Consider the following 24,074-nt stretch of genomic DNA (forward strand, 5'->3'; position numbering starts at 1 on the left):
TGTCAGCTGGTCCGAGTGGTCGATGGGGTGTCGGTCCATGCGGAGATCACGCGGTGAAGGTTGGCCAGGACGTAGGTGTCGGTTTCGGACCGGATCCTGCGTTGCAGGAGCGGGAGAACTACCCGGTCGTCGCGCAGTTCTGCCGTCTGGATCGCTTGGCGGCGTACCTGCGGTTGTTCGTCGGCGAAAGCACGTGCGATCAGATCCGTTGCGTCACCGTGTGTTTCGGCCAGATAGTACAGGGCTGACGCACGGGTGCGCGGATCCGGTCGTGCAACCAGCGGGGCCAGGTCGGCGACCGTCAGGTCGCCGCTCTCGGCTAGCGCCCACATCGCTTGCCGTGTCACTTCCGTGTCATGGTCTTCGAACAGTGCACGGGCTCGCTCGGCGAGATCGGGTGTGCCAAGGACCCGCAAAACACTGATGGCTTCAGCCCGGACCGAGGCGTCTGGATCGTTCAATGCCGTTCGTGCAGCCGCATCGATCGGGATCTTCGATCTCCATGCGCACCCTAGAACGGTGGCCCGCACGAGTACGGACGGGTCTGCCACCGCGGCCGCCAAGGTAGGTATCGCTGCCGCGGAGAGCCGCGGGAGACATTGCAGCGAGGTGGCCGCACGGGCGCGTCGCTCGGCTGACGGATCGGCCGAGAGGATACCGAGCAGGATGGCTTCGTCTCCGGGAAGTTTGTCGCTGAACCAGTCGACGTTGTAACCAGCGAGCAGTTCATCCAGCCAGCGCTCGTACCATGTCAAGAAGTCGGGATCTTCCAGGACGTATGGAGCCGGGACACCGTTGTGATCGATGGCAACCAGCCGACCGCGCCCAGGTCCGGATATCACGAGCTGGGTGTAGCTGGTGCAGCCGTGATGAACAACAGAGAGCGTTCCCTGTAACGGGTCCGGGCGGTCCTGTTGTCCCGAGAACCGATTCCACCAGTCATCGGAGTACGCGATCCCGGGTACGAACGGACTCGGCTCGGCGAGGTATCCGGTGAAGCAGTCGGCTACCTCACCGTATGCCTCGGCCAACTCGAGCAACCCGTAGCTCGGTCCGGCGCCGCCGTCTGCAATCTCGAGCAGGAACCGGCGATAGCCTTCCGGTAGGACGACATCGTGCTCGGTTTCGAACGCCGCGACGGTCGACTCCGACAGCGGCGGATTCAGCCGAAACCCATGCGTGCGTGCACCGAACGCTTCCAGCAATCCCGGATCGGCTGCGGCCCGCGTGAGCTTGTCCACGATCCGCGACAACTGTGCGTCCACACCGTCCATACTGCCCACTGTAAGGCCGCTACCTCTTACATCGGCGAAACCATCACACACCCAGGCGCTCACCGCACGGCAGCATTCGATGAGCAATCAACCATGCCATGCATAGGCAGTTGTAGGCGGGCAGCCGCAGGGTCCCTCCGTGGTCTGGGCACCGCAGGCGCTGGGACGCGGGGCTCGGCTACGTAAGGGCGGGATCGCTTATTTCGGTTGACGGGCAGGGCACAGTGGATTGTTGTGGAACGCAATGACGATGCGGACTCGATCCGTCGCATGGCTGGGCTGGCTACACCGATGGCGCTGCGGGTTGCGGTGACTCTGAGGCTTCCCGATTCGCTTCTCGGTGATGGAGCTTCCGTCGACGAACTCGCGGCCGAACTCGGGGTCGCCCCGGTTGCGCTCGAGCTTTTGCTGAGCCACCTGGCAACCCTCGGTGTCGTCGAACGGACCTGCACTGGTTACCGGACGACCGAGTACGGAGCGAACCTCTGTGCCGATGCAGGCAACGGCTTGACCGACCTTCTGCATCTGGATGCCGCGGGCGGGCGGGCGGAGTTGGCGTTCATCGAGCTGGCCCACAGCATCACCACCGGCCAGGCGGCCTATCCGCGCCGCTACGGGCAGGACTTCTGGGCCGACCTCGCCGAATATCCGTACCTGCGTGCGTCGTTCGACCGGCAGATGACCCACCGCATCCGCGATCAGATACCGCAGATCGTCGCTGGTTTCGATTGGTCGCGGTTTTCCACCATCGTCGACGTGGGGGGTGGCCAGGGCAGCGTGCTCGCCGCGATCGTCGCCGCTCACCCTCGGATGTACGGCCACCTGGTCGATCTCGAACCGACTGCTGCCCAAGCCAGGCGCACCTTCAGCGCGCACGGTCTCGAGGCGCGGACGCAGGTGACGGCGGGCAGTTTCTTCGACCCGCTCCCGGCGGGAGCGGACGCCTATCTCTTGGTTGACATCCTGCACGACTGGGACGACGAACACGCCCACCGCATCCTGAACCGCTGTGTCGAGGCCGTCCGCCCAGCCGGGCGCGTGCTGGTCGTCGAACCGGTCGGTGGGCTCCGGGCCGCCAGCGAGTTCGATCTGGCCATGCTCGTGATGTTCGGTGGTCGCGAGCGCCGGATCGACGAGTTCCGCGCCCTGGCTGCGCCGCACGGCCTGGTCCTCGACGCGGTGACCGATCTGACCGATCAACGCTGTCTTCTCGACTTCCACCTCGCAGCCGACGAATAGGTGCGAGCGCGGTATCAGGCCCGAATCAGGGAGCCGAAACTCCCGGCGGCGGGCATTCGCCGGAGACCACCGGCAGACAGATCCCCGTCGCATCCGACAACATCAGTCCGCCACCGAACAGCAACGCGGCCAGCGCGAGCGCTCCGAAGAAGAGGACCCACAGCAGCGCGGGGATATGGGTCAGGCGCGCCAGTTGATCGGCGTCGGAGTCGACATTGCCCGGCTGGCCCCAGCGGTGCACCCGCCCGCGTTGCATCTCGACGACGGGGCGCAGCCCGGCCAGCAGCAGGAACCACGCCGCGAGGTAGGCGAAAGCGGCCTGCGTCGTGTCGGTTCCGAACCAGGACACCGCGAACACCGTGGCGCCCAGCGCGAGCACCGTGCACAGGCCATAGATGTTGCGGACCTTGATCAGCACGGCGGCGAGCAGCGCGATGGACGTCCAGAGCATCAGCGTGATGCGTTCGGCGCCGAGCAGGGCCGCGAAGCCCAGGCCGAGCAGCGGCGGCGCGGGGTAGCCCGCCATGGCGGTGAATATCATGCCGGGGCCGTACGGTTTTCCGCTGGAGACGGTCAGCCCCGAGGTGTCCGAATGCAGCGTGATGCTGTTGAGTCTGCGACCGGTGAGCAGCGCGGTGAACGCATGGCCGCCCTCGTGCGCGATGGTGACGACGTTGCGGGTGAGGCGCCACAGCGGGCTGTAGCCGACCAGCACCAGCGCCGCCACTCCGGTGACGACGACCAGCTGCCAGGGTGGCGGGGTCTGCGTGGTGGTGAGCCGATCCGCGATGGAGGCGCCGCGGTCGACCAGTTCGGCGGTGTTCACCGCCGCACCCTATCGGTCGCGCGCCGGAATCGCACCGGGGCGAAGCCGCGCGGGTGTCCGTTCAGGTGAGTGGTACGGCCGTCCCGGAGTCGGAGGAGCGCCGCGCGGCCTCGAGCACTCGCAGCGCCGCGACGGCGTCGCGCGGATCCACCGGGACCGGCGCGCCGTCGAGGATCGCGGCGGCCATCTCGGCGTAGAAGGCGGGATAGTCGCCCGCGAGCGTCGGATACGGCGACAGATCCGGTTCGGCACCGAGCAGTCCCCACCGCTCGGATTCGACCGCGCCCCATTCGTCCTCGCGTGGGTCGCGGCCCGCGCGCAGCGCCTCTTCCTGCGGGTCGAGTCCGTAGGTGACGTATCCGGCGTCCGCGCCGAGTACCCGGAAGCGCGGGCCGAGCTGGGGCGTCACCGCGCTCATCCACAGGTGCGAGCGGACACCGCCGTCGTGGGTCAGCGCGAGGAAGACGTCGTCGTCGGTCTGAATGCCGGGGCGGCGACGGTCCAGTTCGCCGTACACCGAGCGGACCGGGCCGAACAGGGTAAGCGCTTGATCGACCAGGTGGCTGCCCAGATCGAAGAGCAGACCCGCTCCTTCGGCGGCGCTGCCGACCTCCCGCCATCCGCCCTTGGACACCGGACGCCACCGCTCGAACCGGGACTCGAAGCGTCGCACCGCGCCGAGCCTGCCGTCCTCGACCAGTGCGCGGACCGTCCGGAAATCGCCGTCCCAGCGCCGGTTCTGGAAGACCGACATGGCGACGCCCGCCCGTGCGGCGCGTGCCACCAGCTCCTCGGCCTCGGCGACGGTGACCGCGAACGGCTTGTCCACCACCGTCGGAATCCCGGCGTCCAACGCCCGCGCCGCCAGCGGCGCATGGGTGCGATTGGGCGTCGCCACGACCACGAGGCCGATGCCGCGGAGGTCGTCGAACAGCGCGTCGGCGTCCGGGAACACCCGCACCCCGTCGTGCGCGCGGCGGGCCTGCTCCGCTCGCTCCGCCGATCCGGTGACCACCGCCGCCACCCGCATGCGCGGTTCTGCGGCGATCAGCGGTGCGTGAAACACCGCGCCCGCCAAGCCGTATCCGACGATTGCCACCTCCAGGCTGCTCATGCGGCCGACGCTACCGCCAGGCTCCGGCGTGCCGGCGCAGCGGCACGGAGCGCTCGACGCGGTGGGTGTCTCAGCGCGCGCGGTTCGGCGCGAAAGCGGTTCGGTCGGTCAGCAATGCGACCACGGTGAGCAGCCAGGCGCCGACCGCGACAACCAGCAGCAGCGCGGCCACCGCCTGCCACCCAAGCAGCGAGAACCGGGTGCCGAGCAAAGGTTCGTCTATCTGGCGATCCGAGGGACGGACGATCAGCCGCGGAGCGTGTCCGGAGCATTCGGTCGGTGTTCGCGATCGGCTTGTCCTTGCCGGGGTGGGGGCGTGCGGCTGGGGGCATCGGCGGACCGGAAGTGCTCGGCGAGGACAAGTCCGATTGCGCGGAGCGCGTCCGGGTCGGTCATCCGTTCGTGCCGGGCGGGAATGCGGTGTTCGGTGATAGAGCCGGTGATGTGGTTGTTCCATGCGAGAGCCGGAGAGGGGTCGTCGTCTGGGTGGTCCGCGGTGGAGCTGAAGTAGATCAGGTCACCGTCGAAGGACACCAGCCGGTGGTTCCTGGTGAGGTCGATGAGCCGGGTGAAGTCGCGGTGCAAGGTCACGAGATGCTCGGGGGTCAGGGCGGTGAAGAGTCCGCCCTGCCGGTGCAGCAGCTCGGCCGCGACCTCGAAGGTGAGGTCGGAGGGGAGCTCGGAAGCGGCGAGGCCGCCGAACTCGGTAAGCAAATCCACGGTGGTGGGTGTGGGAGTGCTGCCGGTGCGGTCGGTGACGACTCGGGTGTCCATCATGGCCAGGGTCGTGACGTGCTCACCGTCGCGGCGGAGCTGGACGGCCATCGCGTGGGCGATGGTGCCGCCGAGCGAGTAGCCGAGCAAGTGGTAAGGGCCGTGCGGCTGGACGGACCGGATCTCCCGCACGTAGCGGGCGGCGAGTTGGTCCAGCGTGTCGAACCGCGCGGTGGGGTCGGTCAGCGTCGGGGATTGCAGTCCTTGGACGGGACGGTCGGGGTCGAGGTGCTGCACGAGTCCGCTGAAACCCCAGGCCAATCCGATGGCCGGGTGGACGCAGAACAGTGGTGGGGCGGTGCCGGCAGCACGCAGCGGGAGCAGGACCGACAGTGCGTCGCCGGGATCCTGTTCATCGAGGCCGCGCAGGCGGGTGTCGATGCGGCGGGCCAGCAATTGCGGTGTCGGGTCGGTGAATACCCACTGCACCGGCACAGTGGCACCGGTCGATTCCGCCAGCCGCGCCACCAGTTGGGTGGCGGCCAGCGAGTTGCCGCCGAGGGCGAAGAAGCCATCGTCGACGCCGACTCGTTCGATGTCGAGAGTCCGGGTGAAGGCATCACAGACAGTGGCCTCGAGCGGGGTGGACGGCGACCGGAATCGGGCGTGCCGCCGGTCGGGTGCGGGTAGGGCTTTGTAGTCGAGTTTGCCGGTGGAGGTGAGGGGGATCCGGTCGAGGGTGAGGATCGTGGTGGGGATCATGTGGGTGGGTAGCCGGGTCGCGAGGTAGGTGGTCAGTGCGATGGTGTCGGGTGTGGTGTGCGGGGTGGGTACGACGTAGCCGGTGAGTTGATTGTTGCCGTTGGGTTGGGTGTGGATTGTGACGGCGGCGTGGGTGACGCCGGGGTGGCTGCACAGCGCGGCTTCGATGTCGCCGCGTTCGATGCGGTGGCCGTGGATTTTGAGTTGTAGGTCGCTGCGGCCCTTGTATTGCAGCGTTCGGTCGGCGGTCCAGGTGACCAGGTCGCCGGTGCGGTACATCCGTGTCCCTGGCGGCCCATAGGGGTCGGGGACGAATCGGGCTGCTGTGGTTGTGGGTTGCTTGTGGTAGCCGCGGGCGAGTCCCGGTCCGGACACGTACAGTTCGCCGACTACTCCGGGTGGGACCGGGCGTAGTCTGCGGTCGAGTACGACGGCGGTGAATCCGCGGGTCGGGCCGCCGATTGTCATTGGGCCGTTTGTGGTCCAGGGAGCGCCGGCGCAGCTCATGACGGTGGACTCGGTAGCCCCGTAGGAGCTGATCACCGTCCGGCGCGGTATCCACTGTGCTGCCAGGTCCGGTGGGCATGTCTCGCCGCCGACGAGAAGGGTGCCGAGGGTGTCGAGTTCGTCGGGGGGCAGCGATGCGAGCACTGTCGGGGTGAAGGCGGCATGGGTGACGTGTTCGGCTTTGATCACTTCAGCCAGCTCGGTGCCAGCGACTACCGCTGCGGGTGCGAGGACCAGTGTGGCGCCGGCGGCTGCGGCGCTGAGCAATTCGAGGACCGAGACGTCGAAGGTCAGGGCAGCGGCGCCCAGCACTCGTGAGGCCGGGGTGAGTCCGAACCGTTCCCGTGTTTCGGCGGCCAGGTCCGCTATCCCGCTGTGGGTGACCACGACACCTTTGGGAATCCCGGTGGAGCCCGAGGTGTACATCAGGTAGGCCGGGTTGTGCGGCCGTAGCGTGGTTGTGCGGTCGTGGTCGGTGATCGCGGCGGAAGACGCCGACGCTGACTTCGCGGCGAAGGAGGGGTCGTCGAGGGCGAGCCATCCGGTGGTGTCCGGCAGCTGGTCTCGGTGGATCCCGAGTGTCAGCCCTACAGCGGCACCGGAATCGGTGAGCATGCTGGTGATCCGGGCCCGGGGATGGGTGGGGTCGATCTGGACGAACGCGCCACCGGCTTTGGCGACCGCCCAGACCGCGATCACGGCGTCGATGGAGCGCGGTAACGCTATGGCTACCAACGATTCCGGTCCTATTCCTGTCTCGATCAGTACCCGCGCCCACCGATTCGAGGTCTCATCGAGTTCGCGGTAGGACAGCCTTACGCCGTCGCAGACCACCGCTTCCGTGTCCGGCGTCATTGCGGCCGTCAACACCTGAGGCAATACCGACATCATCGCACCGGGCTGACCGCGAACGGGTACCAGCGTGGCTCGTTCGACCGGCGATAGCAGCTGCAGCTGGGTCAGGGGCAGGTCGATGTGTTCGGCGATGGTGTCGAGCACTCGCAGCATTCGGTCGGCGATGGCGTCGATCTGGTGTTGTGTGAACAGTTCCGGCAGGTATTTGAAGGTCAGGTGCACTCGGGCGTCCTGGTGGACAACCAGGCCGAGCGGATAGTGCGCGGCGTCGCGTCCGTGCACGTCGAGGACATGCATTCCGGCGATGTCGGTGTCTTCGGACAGCCCGGCCCGGTCGACCGGGTATGACTCGACGACGGTCACGGTGTCGAACATCGCGCCGGGACCGGCCACGCGCTGGATCTGAGCGAGCCCGAGGTGGTGATGATCGAGCAGCGAGGCTTGTTCGGTTTGGATTCGCCGTAATAGCTGGGCCAGAGTTTCGCGGTGATCGAGCCGGATCCGGACCGGCACGGTGTTGACGAACAGCCCGATCATCGATTCGATGCCGGGAATCTGCGCCGGGCGCCCGGAGACGGTGGTGCCGAAGACCACGTCCTCGCGGGCGGTCGAGGTGGCGAGCACGATCGCCCAGGCGGCTTCGATGAGGGTGTTGAGGGTGGCCTCTTGTCGATGGGCCACCGCGACCAGCGCCGCGGTGCGCTGTTGGCTCAGCTGTACCTGGACTTCGCGCGCGGCGATGGTGGGCCGGCGGCCGCGGTCCGCGGGCGCCAGCAGAGTCGGCTCGGCTGTGCCCTCGAATGTCCGCGCCCACGCGGCTTCCGCCGCGTCTCGATCCTGGGTGTTCAGCCACATCAGGTAGTCGCGGTAGGGACGTACCGGGGGCAGCACCGTGGGGTCGCTGTCGCTGGCGTAGAGCGTCAGCAGTTCCCGGATCAGCAGTGGTGTGGACCAGCCGTCGATCAGGATGTGATGCATACTCAACAGCAGCCGATACCGCCGGGGTGCGGTGCTGATCAGGGTGAGTCGCAGCAGCGGCGCCGCGGTCACGTCGAAGCATGCGCGGCGGTCGGTGTCCATGAGCTGTTCGAGCGCAGCTTCTGCGTCGTCGCGCCCGGCCAGGTCGATCTCGGTGAACGGCACGTCGACGTGCTGGTGTACCACCTGGACCGCTTCGCGTGCGCCATCGCGCACGAACGCGGTCCGCAGGTTCGGGTGCCGTCCGATGAGAGCCTGCGCGGCGCGGCGCAGCCGGTCGGTGTCGACGCGCCCACCGAGTTCCAGACAAAGTTGCACGATGTAGGCGTCGAGGGTGCCGTCGGCGAGCTGGGCGTGGAACAGCAACCCTGCCTGCAGCGGCGTGAGCGGCCATATGTCGTCCAGTGTCGAACGTCCGGTCTCGAGCCGGTCGATCGCGCCTTGGTCGAGGTCGACGAGGGCGACGTCGGAGGGGGTTAGCCCGCCTGCGCCGGGGCGGGACGCGTGTGCGGCCAGAGCGATCACCGCGTCGCGCCACAGTCCCGCGAGGTCGGTGACCTCGGCGGAGGTGAGCACGCCGGTCGGATACTCCCAGGCGGCGGTAAGGGTAGGCCCGTCCGATGTATCGATGGTGGCCGCATTGATGCCCAGCAGGGCTGCGACGGGTGCGTCGGGATTCTGGACGCTGCCGCCGCCGGGGCCGTCGCCTACGGGCATCCACCCGATGTCGCGCAACGTTGCGGGAGTGGTGTCGAGCCGACCGAGATAGTTGAAACTCACTTGGGGGGTGGGCAGTTCACGCAGGATGCGGGCGGTATCGGCGTTGAGGTGGCGCAGCAGCCCATAGCCGATCCCGTGATTGGGGACCTGCCGGAGCTGTTCCTTGACCGACTTGATGACGGCCGCGGCGGCACCCTCGGCGGCGAAGGCTTCGTCGATGTCGATACCGGACAGGTCGAGCCGGACCGGGTAGGTGGTGGTGAACCACCCGAGGGTGCGGGTGAGGTCGGCACCGGGGAGCACCGTGTCGTGGCGGCCGTGGCTTTCGAGGGTGAGCAGCGTCTCGGTGACGGTGTTGCCGTGGCGGCGCCGCCATCGAGTCAGCGCCAGCGCGAGCCCGGCGACGAGGGCGTCGTCCACGTTGCCGTGGAACGCCCGGGGCAGGGTAGTGAGTACGGCGCGGGTCACCGCGGTGGGGAGCGCGACCTCGACGGTGGCGACGGTAGCTTGCACGTCCACGACCGGGTCGATCGGGCGGGCACCGATCGGCGGATCGTCAGCGGCGAGCGTGGACTGCCACCAGTCGAGTTCGTCGAGACTCCCGGCGGCGGTGTCCAGAGCATGCGCCCAGCGTCGCATCGAGGTGCCGACGGGCGCGAGCCGCGGCCGTTGCCCGGCACTCAGCTGGGCCCACGCCGCGGCGAGATCGGGGACGAGGATCCGCCACGACACGCCGTCGATCACCAGGTGGTGCGCGACGACGAGCAGCCGTCCCGGCTGTCCGGCCCAGTCGAACCAGACCAGCTGCAGCACGACTCCGGTTGCGGGGTCGAGACGTTCGGCCGCCGCGTTCGCCTCGGCGTCGGCAAGCACCGCGAAGGCGCTGCTGTCCGGCGCCACATCCACCGGCACGCGCCGGATCAGCCCGGCGGCCGGCATCGCGGTCGGCTGCACCCGTAGCGTCCACCCCGACGTGTGCGCGGGTTCCGGCTGTAGTCGAGCTCGCAGCATGTCGTGGTGATCGATCACCGCCTGGACGGTGGCACCGATTCCGGCGGCGTCGATGCCGGTCGGCAGAGTGAGCATCACCCACTGGCAGAAGCGGTCGAAGCCGCCGCGCTCGATCATCCAGCACATGATCGGCGTCACCGGTACCGGTCCCACACCCCCGCCCGGCAGTTCCGCCGGGAGGGAGGTCGCCGCGGCGCTGTCGTCGAGAACGGCGATCTCGGCCAGCCCGGCAACCGTCTTGCGCTCGAACACCTCGCGCGCGGAGAACACCACACCGGCCGCCCTGGCTCGGGTCACCAACTGGATCGACATGATGCTGTCGCCGCCGAGGGCGAAGAACGAATCATCGGCACCGACCGTGTCGATACCCAACACCTCGGCGAACAGTTCCGCCAGCGTCGTCTCCACTTCGGTGGCCGGTGCCCGGAATTCGGCTCGGCCCGTGGTGAAGTCCGGCTCGGGCAGAGCGCCGCGGTCGAGCTTGCCGTTCGCCGTCACAGGCAGCGCGTCGAGCACCATCACGGTCGCGGGCACCATGTGCGAGGCCAACCGCTCCGCGGCGAACGCCAGGACCGCGGCCGCGTCGAGGTCCGCGTGGTGCTCGGGCTCCACGTACCCGATCAATCGGTCGCCGGTGGCGGGGTCCCGGTGCACATTCGCCGCTGCTCGGGCCACACCAGGGCAGGCGACCAGAGCCGATTCGACCTCGCCGAGCTCGACGCGGAAACCACGAATCTTGACCTGGAAATCCGACCGGCCCACGTAATCGAGCGCCAGACTCCCGTCCGGTAGTCGCAGCCACCGCACCAGGTCGCCGGTCCGATACATGCGTTGCCCCGGGCCCGCGAACGGATCGGCGACGAACCGCGATGCCGTCAGACCCATCCCGTTGCGGTAGCCGCGGGCCAGGCCAGGGCCCGCGAGATACAACTCGCCCACGACCCCGATCGCCACCGGCCGCAGCCACGCGTCGAGCACGACCTGGCCGACCCCGCGGATCGGTCCGCCGATCGTCACCGCCTCACCTGCCGCTATCGGCGCACCGGCATCGGTGAGGATCGTGGCCTCCGCCGGGCCGTAGGTGTTGAAGAATCTCCGGCCCGGTGCCCACCGCGACACCAGTGTGGGTGAGGGCGCTTCGCCACCGGTCACGATGGTCCCGAGGTCGTCGAGCCCCTTGGGATCGACCGTCCCCAAGGCCGCGGGCGTCAGCGCGATATGGGTCACCTTCGTGCGCAACATGATCTGCGCCAGCTCGCTTCCGCCGTAGACGGTCGGGGGCGCGATCACCAGCCGCCCGCCGGCCGCGAACGCCAACAGGTGTTCCAGGACCGCCGCATCGAAACTCGGAGACGCGAAAGCCAGCACCCGCGCGTTCGGCCCGATGCCGAACCGCGAACGTTCCTCGGCCACCAGATTCGCCAACCCTCGATGCGACACCACCACACCCTTCGGCACACCTGTCGAGCCGGACGTGTAGATCACGTACGCCGCATTGTCGACCCGCACCGCCGCCATTCGCTCCGCATCGGTCACCGGCGCCGATGACAACCCCGCGGCCTCCGCTTCGACCTCTGACTCGTCCAGGACCAACCACGGCACAGGCCCTGGCAGCCGATCACGCCACTCCGACCGTGTGATTCCCACCGCCACACCGGAATCGGTGAGCATGTACTCGATCCGGCTCGCCGGGTACTGCGGGTCCACCGGCACGAACGCTGCCCCCGACTTGGCCACCGCCCATACCGCCAGTACCGAATCGACCGACCGCGGCAAACCAACCGCAACACTCGCCTCCGGCCCCACACCCCGACCGATCAACAATCGGGCCAACCGATTCGACTCCGCGTCCAGCTCGTCGTACGTCCACCACCGATCCCCGCACACCACCGCGACCGCCCCCGGATCCCTTTCCACCGCCGCCCCCAGCAACTCTGGCAACACCTGCTCCGGCACCGCCGGATCACCCGAAACCGGCGTCAACTCCCGGTGTTCGGCCGGGGAGAGCAGATCCAGCCGCGCCAGCGGCAGATCCGGGTCGGCGGCAATGACGCCGATGACGCGCAGGACCCTCTGCAGCGTCGCATCCATCGTGTCCCGGTCGAAGAGTTCGGGCAGGTAATTGATTTCGACGTGCAGTCGCGTGTCGACCCGCGCAACCAGCCCCAGCGGATAGTGCGCGCCGTCGGTGCCGGTCACGTCGAGCAGCCGCATGCCTGCGATATCGGTGTCCGAGGTCAGCCCGCCGCGATCGATCGGGAAGGACTCGAACACCGTGATCGTGTCGAATACCGCCGCGGGCCCGGCCACCCGCTCGATGTCGGTCAGACCCACGTAGTGGTGATCGAGCAGCCCGGCCTGCTCCGCCTGGATTCGGTCGAGCAGCTGCCCCACGCTCTCGGCGGGATCGAGGCGGACGCGCACCGGCAGTGTGTTGATGAACAGCCCGATCATCGACTCGATGCCCGCGATCTGCGGGGGCCGTCCGGACACCGCGGCGCCGAACGTCACATCCTCCCGGGACGTGAACGCGCCCAACACGATCGCCCATGCCGTCTGGATCACGGTGTTGAGGGTGACGCCACGGGCCCGCGCCAGGCCGGCCAGCGACGCGGTCTGTTCCTCGGTCAGTTCGCCGAGTACCTCACGTGATTCGGTGTACGGTCGGCCGGGATCGGCCGGAGCCACCAGGGTCGGCCCGTCGGCGCCGTCGAACGCGCGGGCCCAGGCGTCGAGCGACGCGGCCGGGTCCCGCCCGACGATCTCCGCCAGGAAATCCCGGTAGGGGCGTATGCGAGGCAGGATCGCGGCGTCGCCGTCGGTGGCATAGAGGATCAGAAACTCCTTCAGGAGCAGCGGCGTCGACCAGCCGTCGAGCAGCAGGTGATGATTGGTCAACACCAGCCGGTAATGCTCGGGCCCCGTGGTGACCAGCATCCAGCGGAGCAGTGGGGCACGAGCCGGGTCGAACCGGGCCGCCCGGTCCGCGGCCATCAGTCGATCCCACTCGCGATTCCGTGCACTGTCCTCGAGCCCGGACAGGTCGAGCTCCGACCAAGGGACCTCGACGTTTTCGTTGACCACCTGCACCGGTCCGGCGCCGGTGTCGGTGACGAATGCGGTGCGCAGATTCGCATGCCGGTCGAGCAGCACCTGCCCGGCTCGGCGCAGCCGCTCCGGATCGACCCGCCCGCGCAGCTCGAGGACCAACTGCACCAAGTAGGCGTCCATCGACTCCTCGGACACCAGCGCATGGAACAGCAAACCCTCCTGCAACGGAGTCAATGGCCAGACGTCGCTCAACGCCGGATAGCTGTCTTCGAGTCGCTCGATCTCGGACTGCCCGAGCCTGACCAGATCCAGATCCGACGGCGTCCGCCCCCCGGCCCCGGCGCGATGGATATGTGTCGCCAACGCGGTCGAGACCCGGTGCCACGACTCCGCCACCTCGCGCACCTCGTCGACGGTGAGCACCCCGGCGGGATACGACCAGATCGCCCGCAACCGTGACCGGCCCGCATCGTCGAGGGTGAAGGCCTTGATGTCGAGCACCGCCGACACCGGCATATCCGGATCCCGCACGTCGGCGAGTTCGCCCCCCGGGAGGTCGTCGTCCACCGGCATCCATCCGGGCGACTGCATTCCTTCGGGAATCTTCGTGGAGACGTAGTCGAACGCGATCTGCGGCGTCGGCAGACTCCCGAGTATCGGTCCGGTGTCCTCGTTGAGATACCGCAAAAGGCCGTAGCCGATTCCGTTGTCCGGGACCGCGCGCAGCTGTTCCTTGACGGACTTGACCGCTGCCCCCATAGCCGGCCCCCCGGCGCACGCGTCATCGAGATCGATGCCCGAAAGATCCAGGCGCATCGGAAAACTCGTGGAGAACCAGCCGACCGTCCGGGTCAGGTCCGCACCCGGTACGGCGCCTTCCTCACGGCCGTGCCCTTCCAGACCGATCACCACGTTCGCGAGCGGGCCGCCGAAGGCGTCCGTTGCACGCTCGCGCCGCCACTTCGTCACCGCTACCGCCAGCGCGGCCAACAGCCCGTCGCCCACACTGCCGTGGAATGCCGCGGGTACGTCGGTCACCAGCGCCTCGGTCACCTCGGGGGACACGTCGACCTCGACCGTGCGGGCCGTGGCAGCCACATCCATCGCGGGGTCGAGGAGCCGGGACCCGATCACCGGATCGTCCCCGGCTGCCATCGCCTGCCACAAGTCGAGCTCGGCGATCCGCTCCGGGCGCTGGGCTGCCTCGATCAACCCGTGCGCCCACCTGCGCATCGATGTCCCGACCGGGGCCGGATCGGGTGGCTCGCCGGACTCGATCCGCGCACATGCGCCCGCGAGGTCGGCCACCAGCACCCGCCAGGAAGCCCTGTCGATCGCCGAATGATGCACCAGCACAAGCACTCTGCCCGGCTCCGCCGCGTCGACCGGATCGAACCAGACCACCTGCATCACGATCCCGGCGCCCGGATCGAGCCGGTCCGCGGCGGCCTCCAACTCCGCCGCCACCGACGCACGGAACTCGACGCTTCCCGGCTTCCCCTCCATCGCGACCCGGTGGACGACGTCGTCGGCGCGAACCTTCCCGACCGGCAGCACCTCCCACGTCCAGCTCCCCTCGGCGCCAGGGCGCAGCCGCGCGCGCAGCATGTCGTGCCGATCGAGTACCGCCTGCACCGTGCACGCCAGCCGCCGCTGGTCGATCCCCGCAGGCGGAGCAAGCACCACTGCCTGCGAGAAGCGGTCGAACCCCGGCTCCGCGCGTTCGATCAGCCGTTGCATGTTCGGCGTCGCCGGTATCGACCCGACACCCCCGCCGGGCAGTTCCTTCGGAAGGGAGGTCGCCGCGGTGCTGTCGCGGACGGCGATCTGGGCCAGCCCGGCAACGGTTTTGCGCTCGAACACGTCGCGCGCGGAGAACACCACACCCGCCGCCCTCGCTCGGGTCACCAACTGGATCGACATGATGCTGTCGCCGCCGAGGGCGAAGAACGAATCATCGGCACCGACCGTGTCGATACCCAATACACCGGCGAACGATTCGGCGATCGTGCGTTCGAGGGGTGTCTCGGGTGCTCGGAACGCCCTGGTGTCGGTGAACACCGGATCCGGTAGCGCCTTGCGGTCCAACTTGCCCGCCGCGGTCAAGGGAATCCGCTCCAGCACCATGATCGCGGACGGGACCATATAGGACGGCAACCGGCCGGTGAGGTATTCGGTCAGGATCGTGGTATCGATCGAGTTGCCGGGCGCGGCAACGACATACGAAACCAGCGACTGGGCCCCGGCATCGTTGCGATGACCGATCGTGGCGGCGAAATCGACGGTTTCATGGGCGGTGAGTGCCGCATCGATCTCCCCGAGCTCGATGCGCAGACCACGAATCTTGACCTGGAAATCCGACCGGCCGAGATGCTGGATCGCTCCGTGGGCCGTCCATCGGACCAAGTCTCCGGTGCGGTACATGCGTTCGCCAGGCGCCCATGGGCATGCGATGAAACGCGCGGCGGTCAGGCCCGCCCTGCGGTGGTATCCGCGGGCCAGCAAGGCGCCCGCGATATACAATTCGCCTGTCACGCCGACTGCTACGGGTTGTAGTCGTTGATCGAGCACCCATACGGAGGCCCCGCGAATCGGCTTACCGATGGTGACCGGTTCGTCTGCCGTCAATGGGGAAGTCAGCGTCGCGGCGATCGTGGTCTCGGTGGGCCCGTATTCGTTGACCATGCTCCGGCCGCCGTCGCTCCAGCGCTCGACCAATTCGGTGCTGCAGTCCTCGCCGCCGACCAATAGCCTTCTCAAACCCGGTAGCGGCCAACGATTGTGGTCGATGGTGGACAACGCCGAGGGTGTGATCAGGACGTGACTGACGTGCTCGCGGTCGAGTAGTTCGCCGAGTTCGTCGCCGCCGTAGACATCGCTGGGCGCGATGACCATGGTCGCGACCCAGTACACCGCGTCCAGTAATTCCAGTACCGACACATCGAAGCTCGGCGAAGCCAGATGCAGAATACGAGAGCCCGATTCGATTCTCATGAAATGCCGGTGCACAGCGGCGCAGTTGCGGAGTCCGCGGTGGGTGACCGCGACGCCTTTGGGTAGTCCGGTCGATCCGGAGGTGTAGAGGACGTAGGCGATGTCGTCGATACGCAGCGGGCGTACCCGGTCGCTATCGGTGACGGAGCGGTTCTCGGCCTCGGGGAGGTCCTCCGATATCAACCAGTCGATGTCGTCGGGCAATTGTGTTCGCGCGGATCTCACGGTCAGACCGATCGCCGCCTTGGAATCGGTCACCATGTGGGTGATGCGTTCGACGGGATTGGTCGGGTCGATCGGCAGAAAAGCGGCGCCCGATTTGGCGACCGCCCATACCGCGAGTATGGAATCGAGGGAGCGTGGCATGCCGATCGCGACAACATCCTCTGGGCCGATACCGCGCTGAATCAGTATCCGGGCCAGACGATTCGAACGCTCGTCCACCTCTCGATAGCTGAGCTGCTGCCCCTCGAAAACGATCGCCGTGGCATTGGGATCCCTTGCGGCTGCTGCCGTCAACAGGTCGGCCAGTGTGGCGGGCGCCGCTGCGGGTCCACCGGAGCGCGACAACAGATCAGCACGTTCGGCGGGCTCGAGCACCTCGATTATCCCGACCGGGACCGTGGGATCGGTGGCGACCGACTCGAGTACCCGGATCCACCGGTGTGCGAAAGAATCGATCGTCGCGGCATCGAACAAGTCAGTGGCATAGGTGACCGCTACCGCCATCTCGCCACCGTTGTGGTTGTCCGACAGTACGACCTGCAGGTCGAAACGAGACACTTCGTTGGGGAGGTCGACCACCGATACATCGAGACCGGGCAGTTCGAGCTTCACCTGTTCCAGATTCTGGAATGCCAGCATCACCTGGAACAGGGGGTGCCGGGACTGGGACCGTTGGGGAGCGAGTTGATCCACCAGTTGCTCGAACGGCACGTCGGCGTGTCCGAAGGCGTCCAGATCGATCCGCCTCACTCGATCGAGCAGGTCGGTGAATGGTTCATCGAGATCGATTCCGGTCCGCAATACCAGGGTGTTGACGAACATGCCGATCACGTCGTCGAGTTCGGCCGCGCCGCGCCCGGCGATCGGTGTGCCGATCGGAATATCGGTGGTACCGCTCAACCGGGCGAGCAGGACCGCCAACGCGCCGTGGATCACCATGAACAGTGACGAACTATGTTGCCGCGCAAACCTTTCCAACGCCTGCACCAACTCGGCATCCAAGGTGTAGTCGATGGTGGCACCCCGATTGGACGCCACCACCGGCCGTGGCCTGTCGGTCGGCAAACGAAGTTCTTCGGCCACTCCGTCCAGGGTTTCGGTCCAGTACCGGATCTGCTGGGCGCCCAGCGATTCCGGATCGTCGGGCGAGCCGAGGGTAGCTCGTTGCCACAGTGCGTAATCCGCGTACTGGACAGGCAGTGGTGCCCACGAAGGGACTTCTCCGCGCATCCGTGCGGTGTACGCGGTCGTCACGTCGCGGGCCAGCGGAGTCATGGAGAAACCGTCCGCGGCGATGTGGTGCACCACGACGGCCATCACGTATTCGGGCTCCTCGCTACCGGCAACGCGGAACAATCGGGCACGGACCGGCGCCCGGGTGCTCACGTCGAAGCCTCCGGTGACGAATTCGGTTACCGTTGCGTCCAATTGGCTCGGCGGAACCGACACCAAGGCCAGCTCGGGGTCTATCTCGTCGGCGGGTTCGATGAGCTGGATCAGCATTCCGTCGTGGTCCGGGTACCGCGTCCGCAAAGACTCGTGCCTGCGCAGCACGTCGACCATGGCCGATCGCAGGGCGTCGACACTCAACTCGCCACGCAACCGAATAACGATCGGCACGTTGTAGGCGCCCGAGCTGGTGTCGTACTGGTTGAAGAACCACATCCGTTGCTGGGCCGGCGCCAATGGCACGAGATCCGGGCGCGGCCCGGCGATCAGCGGTGGGCGTTGTCGCCCGGTGCTGGAATGCTGCTCGATGCGGGTAGCGAGCGCCGCTACCGTGGCTGCCTCGAACAACAGCCGCACCGGAATCTCGGTACCCAGCGCGGCCCCGAGTCGCGCGGCAACCCGGGTCGCGACCACGCTGTCCCCGCCGAGGGCGAAGAACGAATCGTCGAGACCGACGGTATCGATTTTCAATACCTCGGCGAATGATCTGGCGATCGTGCGTTCGAGGGGTGTCCGGGGTGCTCGGAACGCCTTGTAGTCGGTGAATACCGGATCCGGTAGGGCCTTGCGGTCCAGTTTGCCCACCGGCGTCAAGGGGATCCGCTCCAGCACCATGATCGCGGACGGGACCATATAGGACGGCAACCGGTCGGCCAGGTACTCGGTCAGGATCGTGGTATCGATCGAACCACCGGACGCGGCAACAACATACGAAGCCAGTGACTCGGCCCCGGAATCGTTGCGGTGGCCGATGGTAACGGCGAAACCGACGCTCTCATGGGTGGCGAGCGTCGCATCGATCTCGCCGAGTTCGACACGCAGACCACGAATTTTCACCTGGAAATCGGATCGGCCGAGATGCTGGATCGCTCCATCGGCTGTCCACCGGACAATGTCCCCCGTGCGATACATCCGCTCGCCGGGCGCCCAAGGACACGCTACGAAACGCTCGGCCGTCAAAGCTGCCCGGCGATGATATCCGCGGGCCAGCAGAGGACCCGCGACATACAACTCACCCGCCACGCCAACCGGCACCGGTTGCAGCCGCTGATCCAGCACCCATTGCCGGACACCGCGAATCGGGCCACCGATCGTGACCAACCCACCAGCCACCAACGGGGAAGTCAGCGTCACGGCAATAGTGGCCTCGGTAGGCCCGTATTCGTTGAAGATGTTCCGGCCGTAGCCGCTCCATCGCTCGACCAGCTCGGTGCCGTAGCCCTCGCCACCGACCAGCAGGTATCTCAAATCCGGTAGCGGCCAACGGGTGCGGTCGATGGTGGACAACGCCGTTGGCGTGATCAGGACGTGACTGACGTGCTCACGGTCGAGCAGTCGGCCGAGTTCGTCGCCGCCGAACACATCGCTGGGCGCGATGACCATCGTCGCACCCGCGCACAACGCCAACAGCAATTCCAGTACCGACACATCGAAGCTCGGCGATGCCAAATGCGCAATACGAGAATCGGATTCGATGCTCATGGCATCGCGGTGCTCGGTGGCGCAATTGCCGAGCCCGCGATGGGTGACCGCGACGCCCTTGGGCAGCCCGGTCGATCCGGAGGTGTAGATGACGTAGGCGATATCGTCGACACGCAGTGGGCGTACCCGGTCACCGTCGGTGACAGGACGGTCCTCGGCCTCATCGAGGTCCTCCGGTATCAACCAGTCGATGTCATCGGGCAATTGTGTTCGCGCGGATGTCACCGTCAGGCCGATCGCCGCCTTGGCATCGGTCAGCATGTGGGTGATGCGTTCGACGGGATAGGTCGGGTCGATCGGAAGGAACGCAGCACCCGACTTGGCGACCGCCCATACCGCGAGAACCGAATCCGGAGAGCGCGGCATGCCGATCGCGACGACATCTTCCGGGCCGATACCTCGCTGAATCAGGAGCCGGGCCAAACGATTCGAACGCTCGTCCACCTCCCGATAGCTCAGCTGCTGCCCGTCGAAAACGATCGCCGTGGCGCCGGGATCCCGTGCGGCTGCCGCGGTCAACAAGTCGGCAAAAGTAGTGGGCGCCGCCGTGGGTGTACCGGAGCGTGACAGCAGATCGGCTCGCTCAGCAGGCTCGAGCACCTCGATGCCCCCCACCGCAACCGTGGGATCGGTGGCTATCGACTCGAGTATCCGGATCCACCGGTGTGCGAAAGAATCGATCGTCGGGGCATCGAACAAATCAGTGGCATAGGTGACCGCTACCGCCATGCCGCCACTGTCATGATCGTCCGACAACACGACCTGCAGGTCGGAACGAGACATCTCGTTGGGCAGGTCGGCAACCGACACATCCAGACCGGGTAACTCCAGTGCCACCCGCTCCAGATTCTGGAAAGCCAGCACCACCTGGAACAGCGGGTGCCGCGACTGCGACCGCTGCGGAGCGAGTTGATCCACCAGTTGCTCGAACGGAACATCGGCATGCCCGAAGGCATCCAGATCGATCTGTCCGACCCGGCCGAGCAGGTCGGTGAACGACTCATGGAGATCGACCTCGGTCCGCAACACCAGGGTGTTGACGAACATATCGGCTACGTCGTCGAGCTCGGCCGCACGGCGTACGGCGACCGGTGTGCCGATCGGAATATCGGTCGAACCGCTCAACCGGGCGAGCAGGACAGCCAACGCACCATGAATAACCATGTACAGTGGCGAACCACGTTGCCGCGCAAATCTTTCCAACGCTCGAACCAAATCGGCACCCATCTTGTAGCCGATGGTGGCGCCCCGACTCGACATCACCGCAGGCCGCGACCTGTCCACCGGCAGAGAGAGCTCCTCGGGAAGGTCCGCGAGCGTGGCCCGCCAGAACGCCAGGTTCTCGCGGCGGCGCCGTACCTCGGCGCCGTGGCGGGCGCTGTCGGGGTGGACCTGCCCGAGATCGGTGCCGGGTGCGGCGGCGGCGAAGGCGTCGAGGAACTGCACGAATCTGGTGTAGTGCGCCGACAATTCGGGGCCGGTGTAGAGGTTGGGATTGGCCATGAAGTGGAGGATCGTTTGCGGCGGGTCTCCGGCCTGGTACAGGTCGACCAGCAAATCTTCGACCGGCCCGGAGCTGAGGATATGGAATTCCGCGGTCATCGACCCGAGCCGGAGTTGCTGGGGGAAGAACATGACATTCACCACCGGCCCCGCGAAACGCCGCTGCCCGTTGTGTCCCGCGGCGGCGCGAATGTCGGTGAGGCCGCACCGCTGGTGCCGCAACGCTCCAACCAGGTCGGACTGCACGCGCCGCACCAGCGTCGCGATCGTGTCGCCCGTACCGAGCGTAATCGGAAGCGGCACAACGTTGACGAAGACTCCAGCGGACCGCCGCAGCACCGCGGTGGTACGACCCGATACGGGAATATTGACCAGGACCTTGTCCCGGCCGGTCATACGGGCCAGATAGCTTCCGAATGCGGCGATCACCACCGCGGCTGGGCTCGCCTCCAACGCCTCCGCGGAATGATCGATCCGCCCTACCATCTCGGTGGGCAGTTCGGCTTTTGCCACGACACTGTCCGCGCGTGCGGGTGCGTGTCCGTCGGCCAGGCTGGACTCGTCCTCGACGTCGGCGAGCCTGTCCAGCCAATATGCTTGGTCGCTGGTGAAACGCTTGGACTCCCGGTAACTGCGATCGGCCTCGTAGAGGGTGCGCAGGTCTGCCGCCCGGTTCGGCTCCGCTGTCCGGCCCTGCACCGCCGCTGTGTACAGCGCCGCGACCCGGTTCATCGACGTCATCGCGGCGTAGCCGTCCCCTGCGACGTGGTGGCCTTTGAGGTACCACAGGAAATGCCGATCCCCGACCTGCACGACCACCCATGTCAGCAACCGGTCTCGGATCATGTCCATAGGCGAGGTGTACTCCCGGCGCATCCACTGCAAGGCCGCCGCCATGGGGTCCGGTTCGCCACGCATATCGATGAGCGGCCCCGTCGAATCCAGCGACGGGTCGAACAACTGATGCGGCTCACCATCGATCTCTACCAGCCGCATATACCCCCCCTGGAATTCGTGGCCTGCTTGAATCGAAACCTTGCGAAGTAAGTCGAGATCCAGATCCCCATGGAACTCGAGATACTGTGCCTCACATATCGGCACATCCGGGCTCAATTTCTGCGCCAGCCACAGCCCCCGCTGCCCCGCGGACAGCGGCACCGGCTGAGTGACCGACACGTTGGGCTCGGAGTCCCCGTCTGATCCCTGGTCGGGTGGGAACTGCGGTCGCGGAACGGTCATCACTTGCCTCCAGACCCGACCCGCGCCCAGTATAAGCCGACCGATTGGTATGCGTATACCCCCGAATCCGCGATCCGCATCGCGTAATATATCAAGATTTACGAAATTGATAGACGGCGCTCCGCGACTTCTCTGCGGAGATCGTTGAGGCGCATCAGGGTCCGTATAGCGATCCGCTCGACTACTGAATAATTCGCGACGTCTCGACACCTCGATGCAGTTACTTCGACTCTCCGATTGCGAATTGCTCGCGATCGAGCGTCAGGAACGGCGGGATCGATGACGCGGCATTCGGCCGCGTGGCAGATAGCTTGGGCAATATTTGGACGTGAAGTGCAGGTCCGACACACTTCGCTCGAAGTTGCGTCCTATTTGTCCATATTCGGCGATAAGAATGCCGACGCGAATGCGTTTCGGTCTACTCCCCAGAACTGATGATCTGTTCGATATTGCGCTCAGCCAGCGCGCTGATCGTCAACGCCGGGTTCACTGTTCCGGTGCTGCCGGGCACAGCCGCCCCGTCCATCACGTACAGGCCTCGATAACCGCGTACCCGACCGAACCCGTCTGTTGCGCGTCCGATCACAGCGCCGCCCAACGGATGTGAGGTGAATGAGGCGTCCCCACCTATGATCCGTAGGGCAATGGGCGGGCAGTCGCACGCCGCCTTGGCGTTGACTTCCAGCGCTCGCGCGAGGTAGCCGGCCGCGCCGTCGTCAGGCCACTGCAGGTCCACTCGCCCATTGGCCGGGTTGTAGACGAACCGGCCGCGGGTGTCGTCGAGCACGATGCCCAGCGATCCGAGAGTGCTGATGTCGAAAGGCGTCGCGCCGGGGATGAACCAGTTCTCCAGCGACACAGGTGTGCCCGCCTCGTCCAGAATCCGGCTCGCGGACGGTGCGCCTTGCGTGCCCACGTCGAGTGAGCTGAGCGGTCGCGCCAAGCCGACATCACCGTTACTGCCCCAGCCTTCGCCGACGTGTTCGTTCAGGTTCGGCAGCGCGCCGGTATCCCGCGCGCGTACCAACAGTTCGGAGGTGCCGATCGAGCCCGCACCGAGGAACAACTTGTCACAGGTCAGCGTCCGGGTTCGGAGCACCTCGCCGGTAGGTGCGAGTTTGGTCACGGCAACGGTATAGCGACCTGACGGTCCCGGTTCCTTGGCGATGGCGTCTACGCGGTGGCCCGGGTAGATCCGGGCGCGGCCGGTGTCCTCGGCATAGCGCAGGTAGTTCTGGTTCAGATCGAACTTCGCGCCGTTGGAATTGCCGAGGTTCGAACAGCCGACCGTTGCCGACGGCTTCGATCGTCCTGCCAGCTCGTCGCGGATGATGTTCCAATTCCACATGCCGTCGATACGCTGCGGCATATAGCCGGCAGCGCGGACCTGATCGTCCCAGGCCCGCGCGTGCGCGAACGCGACGGAATGATAGATGTCGTCCGGTATCGGGCTCGGCCGCAACGTATCTCGGACTCTGGGGTAGTAGACGTCATGCATCTCGCGGTAGTCGACCACACCGCCGAACACATGGTCGAAGAACCGCTGCTCGGGCTCGATCATCACCCCGGTGAACACCACCGAGCCACCGCCCACGCACGCGCCGCGCCACACGTCGATGCCCGGGTAAGTGGAAACGTCGAGGACCCCGCCGAACAGATCGAACGACATGGGGACCCTGGTCACTCCGGTAAACGTGGTGCGATGCCAGAAGCCACGGCCATCCGGAATCGTGTCGACGGCGAAGATGTTGCGCCACGGATCATTCGGCCAGCGCGACCCGCGCTCGAGCACCGCGACCTCGGTCCCGGACTGTGCCAGGCGCAACGCGGCGATGGATGCCCCGAACCCCGATCCGATGACGATCGCAGGCACATGGTCGGCCGGATCCGGCAGGGGCGCGAAGATCTCCGGCACCAGTACGCGGTACAGCAACGAATTCGGGCTCGGGCTGTAGTCGTCGGCCAACACCGGAGAAGTGCCAGACGCAAGCGTGCTTCCACCCGCAAGACCCAGCATCGCGGCAGCCAGGCCGACGCCTTTGACGAAACCGCGCCGGTCCACCGTGGCCCTCATGTGATCTGAAGGTCGCTCCATCACATCCCCATACCTCTTGGTTTGTGTTGGGAAACT

Annotated in this window: 6 protein-coding genes; 1 reads left to right on the forward strand and 5 read right to left on the reverse strand. The window is 66.7% G+C overall.

Annotated features, from left to right (window positions below; all coding sequences use genetic code 11):
* Nucleotides 1-2: 2 nt before the first annotated feature.
* Nucleotides 3-1,274 carry a HEAT repeat domain-containing protein gene (locus AB0H50_RS12180; protein WP_357450295.1) on the reverse strand — a complete coding sequence of 424 codons (1,272 nt, stop codon included), beginning with the start codon at nt 1,272-1,274 and terminating at the stop codon, nt 3-5.
* A 507-nt stretch (nt 1,275-1,781) separates the two neighbouring features.
* On the opposite strand from AB0H50_RS12180, the gene AB0H50_RS12185 reads away from it, so the two are divergent.
* Nucleotides 1,782-2,513, forward strand: a complete 732-nt coding sequence (locus AB0H50_RS12185) for a methyltransferase (RefSeq protein ID WP_357450298.1) — start codon at nt 1,782-1,784, stop codon at nt 2,511-2,513.
* A 25-nt stretch (nt 2,514-2,538) separates the two neighbouring features.
* Here AB0H50_RS12185 and AB0H50_RS12190 read toward each other — a convergent pair whose 3' ends face one another.
* The 4 genes from AB0H50_RS12190 to AB0H50_RS12205 form a co-directional block, all read right to left on the reverse strand.
* Nucleotides 2,539-3,339: a M50 family metallopeptidase gene (locus tag AB0H50_RS12190; protein WP_357450301.1), complete on the reverse strand. Its 801-nt coding sequence runs from the start codon at nt 3,337-3,339 to the stop codon at nt 2,539-2,541.
* A 61-nt stretch (nt 3,340-3,400) separates the two neighbouring features.
* Complete coding sequence (locus AB0H50_RS12195; RefSeq protein WP_357450304.1) at nt 3,401-4,453, reverse strand: Gfo/Idh/MocA family oxidoreductase; 1,053 nt, start codon at nt 4,451-4,453, stop codon at nt 3,401-3,403.
* Nucleotides 4,454-4,699: 246 nt separating this feature from the next.
* The gene (locus AB0H50_RS12200) at nt 4,700-22,153 is read right to left on the reverse strand and encodes an amino acid adenylation domain-containing protein (protein WP_357450307.1); all 17,454 of its coding nucleotides are present in this window, start codon (nt 22,151-22,153) and stop codon (nt 4,700-4,702) included.
* A 208-nt stretch (nt 22,154-22,361) separates the two neighbouring features.
* Entirely contained in the window at nt 22,362-24,017 is a 1,656-nt protein-coding gene (locus AB0H50_RS12205) for a GMC oxidoreductase (protein ID WP_357450309.1), read from the reverse strand.
* Nucleotides 24,018-24,074: the final 57 nt, after the last annotated feature.

Origin of the sequence: Nocardia sp. NPDC050793, from assembly GCF_040654065.1 — a bacterium.
GTDB lineage: Bacteria > Actinomycetota > Actinomycetes > Mycobacteriales > Mycobacteriaceae > Nocardia.

Coding starts and splice junctions, on each gene's coding strand:
- AB0H50_RS12180 (WP_357450295.1), bottom strand. CDS start 1,274: ATGGACGGTGTGGACGCACAGTTGTCGCGGATCGTGGACAAGCTCACG.
- AB0H50_RS12195 (WP_357450304.1), bottom strand. CDS start 4,453: ATGAGCAGCCTGGAGGTGGCAATCGTCGGATACGGCTTGGCGGGCGCG.
- AB0H50_RS12205 (WP_357450309.1), bottom strand. CDS start 24,017: ATGAGGGCCACGGTGGACCGGCGCGGTTTCGTCAAAGGCGTCGGCCTG.